3 protein-coding genes and 1 pseudogene are annotated in these 5766 nt (G+C 63.7%); 2 read left to right on the top strand and 2 right to left on the bottom strand.

The window, feature by feature from the left end; genetic code table 11:
* The coding region (locus tag G3436_RS23625; protein ID WP_279538713.1) for an NEL-type E3 ubiquitin ligase domain-containing protein at positions 1 to 1908 on the top strand (1908 nt) is incomplete at its 5' end.
* Between the two features lie 57 nt (positions 1909 to 1965).
* Here the strand turns inward: G3436_RS23625 and G3436_RS23630 are convergent.
* Together G3436_RS23630 and G3436_RS23635 are read right to left on the bottom strand one after the other, a co-directional pair.
* Positions 1966 to 2460, bottom strand: coding sequence for a DUF934 domain-containing protein (locus tag G3436_RS23630; RefSeq protein WP_163950146.1), 495 nt, complete (start codon positions 2458 to 2460; stop codon positions 1966 to 1968).
* Positions 2444 to 4102 carry a nitrite/sulfite reductase gene (locus G3436_RS23635; protein ID WP_163950148.1) on the bottom strand — a complete coding sequence of 553 codons (1659 nt, stop codon included), beginning with the start codon at positions 4100 to 4102 and terminating at the stop codon, positions 2444 to 2446. Before G3436_RS23635 ends, G3436_RS23630 begins: the two co-directional genes overlap by 17 nt.
* A gap of 231 nt (positions 4103 to 4333) precedes the next feature.
* Here G3436_RS23635 and G3436_RS23640 point away from each other — a divergent pair.
* A pseudogene (locus G3436_RS23640) lies at positions 4334 to 5409 on the top strand (ABC transporter substrate-binding protein).
* The last annotated feature ends 357 nt before the right edge of the window (positions 5410 to 5766 follow it).

Genomic DNA, 5766 nt, shown 5'->3' on the forward strand with positions numbered 1-5766 from the left:
AAGCCGCCGATGCGCCTGGCCAGCGGGCGCATCGGCTACCCGCTGAGCGGGCGCGGGGCGGCGGCAGGCGCCTACAGCGACGCGCTGATCGGGCGAGTCCAGACACTGTATCCAGCGCTGGACGTCGAGACCGCCAGCGCGCTTCTGGATGAGTTGGGCTTGCCTGTGGCGCAGTTGGGCGAGGCGCTCGAGCAGCGTGAGCAAGCATTGCAGACATTGCGCCGCGAGCTGGCCGAGTGGGTCGCCAAAGACCAGTTCGAAAGCGTTTCGCTGACGCAAGTCAGGCCGATCTCCAAGGACATCCTGCGCACCGTGTCGCAGCGCATCGAGCTGGCCTGGCGTCGCCAGACCCCGCGGGTGAGCGCGGGCGATGGTCGCTGGGTGGGCTACCAGCTCGACCTCGGCGGCCTGCGTGTGGGGCACCTGCCGACGCTGAGTGCCGACCTTGGGCATGTGGCCGAACTCAAGCTCGATATCATGGGCCTGACCGAGGTGCCCGCAGGCTTCCTGGGGCGTTTCAGCCACTTGCGCTGGTTGAGCATCAGCGGCAACCGCCTGGCCCGGTTGCCCGACGCCATCGCCAACTTGAGCCGCCTGACCAAACTGCATCTCAAGCACAATGCCATCGTGCTGGACGCCGCCGCCAACAGCCTGCTGGCCAGCCTGGTGGAACTGAAGGTGCTTGATCTGGAGGGCAACCCGCTGGGCACTTTGCCGAATGTTGCACCACTCACGCAACTGCGCGGGCTGATGCTGCGCCGCACGGGTATCGACGGTTGGCCGCCAGGGGTGTTCGAACTGCAGCAACTGGAGGTGCTCGACCTGCGCGAGAACCACATCCGGCATATTCCGCAGAGCGTGCTGGAGCCTGCTGGCGAGCACGAAGCGGCGGTGCGCAACGTCAATGCCGCGACCTACCTGCATGGCAATCCGCTGGAGGCAGAAAGCCGCGCTCGCCTGCGTACCTACCGTGCGCAAACCGGGCTGAACCTGGGCATTGCGCCGGTCTTGCGCATGGCCCACCGTGCGCCAGAGGCCAACCCCAGCCTGGATTGGCTGGTCGGCTTGTCGGCCGAGCAGACGGCGCAGCGCCAGGCCGTGTGGGCGGCACTGGTGGCCGAGCCGCAGGCGGGTGATCTGTTCCGCCTGCTGCATGACCTGCGTGACAGCGCCGATTTCAAGAAGGGTTATGCGCAGTTGCAGGCAAGGGTATGGGCGCTGCTGCAGGCAGCGAGTGAGGATAGCGAGCTGCGTGAAACGCTGTTCGAGCAGGCAGCGCACCCGCAAACCTGCGCCGATGGCGCGGTCATGGTGTTCAGTCAGCTCGAAGTCCGTCTGCTGGTGCGCAACGCCTTGGCCCAGGCGACCCAGGGTGCAGCGCAGCGCAACCTGATGACGTTGGCCCAGGGCCTGTTCCGTCTCGACCGGCTGGAAAGTTTCGCGCTGCAGGACATCCGTGCGCGGCTGGCCAAGGGCGAGTACGTTGACGAAGTGGAGGTACGCCTGGCGTATCGGGTCGGGCTGGCAGACGCGCTGGCGCTACCGGGGCAGCCCAGGCGCATGATCTTCCAGCACTTCTCCGGGGTGACCCAGGCAGACCTGGACCTGGCCAAGGCTCAGGTGCTGCTCGCCGAAACACCGGCGGCATTGAAAACCGCGATTGCCGAGCGCGATTTCTGGGTGGTGTACCTCAAGGCGCAGTATCCGCAGCGTTTCGAGCAGCTCAACAAGCCTTACTTCGCCAGGCTTGAAGCCATCGAGGTGGACAAGACCAGCATGACCGACCAGCGCTACAAGGAGCGTGTCGAGACCATCGTCAGGCGCCGGCGCAACGAGGAGAAACGCATGATCGAACAGCTGACAGCGCAGATCTGGAATGACCTGCCGGAGCAGTCGACGCAGCTGTAACCCTGTGCCGAACGCAAAAAAAAGCCCCGTGAGGGGCCTTTTTCGCTCACGTTCGACTCAGCGGCGGCGGAACAGCGGCTGCGGCTCGTCGGTGGCGGCCTGGTAGGTCACCGAGAAGTCCTGCAGGCCTTCCAGTGCTTCTACCGGGTCCTTGTCGGCACGCACGGCAAAGGCATCGAAACCGCAGCGCTTCATGTAGAACAGCTGGTCGCGCAGTACATCGCCAATGGCGCGCAGCTCACCGCTGAACTTGTAGCGGTCACGCAGCAGGCGCGCATTGGAGTAGTTGCGCCCGTCGGTGAAGGCCGGGAAGTTCAGCGCGATGACCTGGAAGCTGGCGATGTCGTCACCGATTTCCTCGGCTTCTTCGTCGGCGTCCAGCCACACGCCCAGGCCGCCGTCGCGGGCCTTGAGGGCGTGGGCATGTTCGCGCCACAGCTGCAGCGGCACGATGTAGTCATCGCAGTTGGTCAGCTCGTCGAGGGTCACGTCCTTGGGCAGCAGGTGCCAGGTTTCGTCGACGATCTGGTTGCCCTTAATGATTCGCTGCATACACGCGCTCCTTGAAAGGGTCGATGCCAATACGTTGGTAGGTGTCGATGAAGCGCTCGTCGGCATGACGCTGCTCCACGTACACCGAGATCAGCTTCTGGATCACGTCGGGCATGGCGTCCTGGGCGAACGAAGGGCCGAGGATCTTGCCCAGGCTGGCATCGCGGCTGGCGCTGCCGCCCAGCGAGACCTGATAGAACTCTTCGCCTTTCTTGTCCACGCCGAGGATGCCGATGTGGCCGACGTGGTGGTGACCACAGGCATTCATGCAGCCGGAGATGTTCAGGTCCAGCTCGCCGATGTCGAACAGGTAGTCCAGGTCGTCGAAACGGCGCTGGATGGATTCGGCGATCGGGATCGACTTGGCGTTGGCCAGCGAGCAGAAGTCGCCGCCGGGGCAGCAGATGATGTCGGTCAGCAGGCCGATGTTCGGCGTGGCGAAACCGTTCTCGCGCAACTCCAGCCACAGTGCGTGCAACTGGCGCTGCTCGACGTCGGCGAGGATGATGTTCTGCTCGTGGGAGGTACGCAGTTGGCCGAAGCTGTAGCGCTCGGCGAGGTCCGCCACGGCGTCCAGCTGCTTGTCGGTCAGGTCGCCTGGGGCGATGCCGGTCGGCTTGAGCGACAGGGTCACGGCCACGTAGCCTGGCTTCTTGTGTGCCAGGGTGTTGCGCGTGCGCCAGCGGGCAAAGCCCGGGTGCTGTTGTTCGAGCTCGGTCAACTGGGCGTCGAGGTTGTCCAGCGCCAGGTAGTCCGGGTCGACGAAGTGCTTGGCAACGCGGTGCACTTCGGCTTCGGTCAGGGTGGTGCTGCCGCCGCGCAGGTGCTCCATTTCGGCGTCGACCTTCTGGGCGAACACCTCTGGGGTCAGGGCCTTGACCAGGATCTTGATGCGCGCCTTGTACTTGTTGTCACGGCGACCGTAACGGTTGTACACGCGCAGGATCGCATCCAGGTAGCTCAACAGGTCCTGCCACGGCAGGAATTCGTTGATGAAGGCACCGACCACGGGCGTACGGCCCAGGCCGCCACCGACCAGCACACGGAAGCCCAGCTCGCCGGCCGCGTTGTGCACCGGCTCCAGGCCGATGTCGTGCACTTCGATGGCTGCGCGGTCGCTGGTGGAACCGTTGATGGCGATCTTGAACTTGCGTGGCAGGTACGCGAATTCGGGGTGGAAGGTGGTCCACTGACGCACGATTTCGCACCATGGGCGCGGGTCGATCAATTCGTCGGCGGCCACACCGGCAAACTGGTCGGTGGTGACGTTGCGCAGGCAGTTGCCGCTGGTCTGGATCGCGTGCATCTGCACGGTGGCCAGCTCGGCCAGAATGTCCGGGATGTCTTCCAGGGCTGGCCAGTTGTATTGCACGTTCTGCCGGGTGCTGATGTGCGCGTAGCCCTTGTCGTAGTCGCGAGCGATCCTGGCCAGCATCCGGGTCTGGCGCGACGTCAGCTGGCCGTACGGCACGGCTACCCGCAACATCGGGGCAAAACGTTGAATATAGAGGCCATTTTGCAGGCGCAGGGGGCGGAACTCTTCTTCGCTCAGCTCACCGGCCAGATAGCGTCGGGTCTGATCTCGGAACTGCTTGACGCGGTCCTCGATGATCCGCTGATCGTACTCGTCGTATACGTACATAGGGGTCCTGTTCTCAAGCTGCTTGCAGCTAATCGCGCGCACGGCCGCGCACTCCGGGGCGGAGCCGAGGCAAGATAGCAGTTTGCAGTTATGCGCAAAAGTGATGTTTTTGCATATGAAAAGAACCGTTTGGTCTAAGTGAGACTGGCTAGCGTTTAGCACGGCATGGGCCGTCATTGCTGGCCGACCAAGGGTATACTCGGCGGTTTTCCTCTGCAGGAGCGTACCCGCATGCTCAAGGCCTTGTGCCGATCGGTTTGCCTGAGCCTGCCGCTGGCGGCCAGTGCCCAGGCGGCCTCGGTGGTTTTTCTCAACCCTGGCAATGCCGACGAAACGTTCTGGGTGAGCTACTCGCAGTTCATGGCGTCGGCCGCGCAGGACCTGGGCATGCAGTTGCGTATCGAGTACAGCGAGCGTGAGCCCACGCGTGCGCTACGCCAGGCGCGGCAGATTCTTGAGGGGCCGCAGCGGCCCGATTACCTGGTGTTCGTCAACGAGCAGTATGTGGCCCCGGAGATCATCCGCTTGTCGCGTGGCAGCGGGGTCAAGCTGTTCATGGTCAACAACGGCCTGACCGACGATCAGGCGCGCCAGGTCAGCGCGCACCCTGAGCGCTACCCGTCGGTGCTGGGTACCCTGACCAGCAACGACGAGGAGGCGGGTTACCGCATGCTCAAAGCGTTGGTCGAGCAGTTGCCTGAGGGCGAGTTGGCGCGGGGTGTCGAGCTGCTGGCGTTTTCCGGGCTCAAGCACACGCCGGCGCGCAGTTGCGCGAGCAGGGCATGCAGCGGGCCCTGGCCGAGTTCCCGGGGGTGCGCTTGCGCCAGCTGGTGTATGGGGCCTGGAGCCGCGAGCGTGCCTACGAGCAGGCGCAGCAGTTGCGCGAGCGTTACCCGCAGGTGCGGCTGGTGTGGTCGGCCAACGACGAGATGGCCTTTGGTGCCATGCAGGCGTTCGCGCAGGCGGGTCGTGTGCCTGGCGAGGATGTGCTGTTCAGCGCGGTGAACAGTTCGCCGCAGGCCTTGCAGGCGCGTATTGACGGGCGTCTTAGCGCGTTGGTCGGTGGGCACTTTTCGCTGGGGGGGTGGGCCATGGTGCTGTTGCACGATGATGCGTTGGGGTTGCCGGTGGCATTGCAGGATGCGCCGCCGGTGCCGGTGTTGCAGTTGATTGATGTGGCCAAGGCGCGGCGTTGGCTCGAACTCATGCAGCGGCCTGACTACGGGTTGGACTTCAACCAGTTCAGTGCGTCGGGCAAGGGCGGTGGGTATCGTTATCCGTTTTTGCAGGCACCGGTGGCGTATTAACCGACGAGCTGCGTAAAAACCCTGCTTGAGCAAAGGGCATTGCTGGACTTAACTGCACCAGGTGAAGTGCATTCCGACAATCACTACAAGAGGCAATGCAATGGGCAATCCAACCAAGGCAGGCAAGACCGACAGCAGTGTGGATGCGTGGGCGATATTGTGCTTGATCGTACTGGTGGTTGTGACGGCGGTGTATTGGGTGAGTCACCAATAGAGATCTGTGGTGCCACCAGGGCGTGCAACGCCTATCTAACAGGCCATGGCACATTTGTTGCAAAGTACCATGGCCTGCAGGATCGGCGTTGTGAGCCTTGGGGGTTCGCCGCAGATCGTGGTGAGGGGGACTGTCAGATTTTT

It is taken from the genome of Pseudomonas brassicae, from assembly GCF_010671725.1.
Taxonomy (GTDB): domain Bacteria; phylum Pseudomonadota; class Gammaproteobacteria; order Pseudomonadales; family Pseudomonadaceae; genus Aquipseudomonas; species Aquipseudomonas brassicae.

Bases quoted from the DNA above. Each gene is read 5' to 3' on its own strand.
- G3436_RS23630 (WP_163950146.1), bottom strand. From the start codon at position 2,460: ATGCAGCGAATCATTAAGGGCAACCAGATCGTCGACGAAACCTGGCAC.
- G3436_RS23635 (WP_163950148.1), bottom strand. From the start codon at position 4,102: ATGTACGTATACGACGAGTACGATCAGCGGATCATCGAGGACCGCGTC.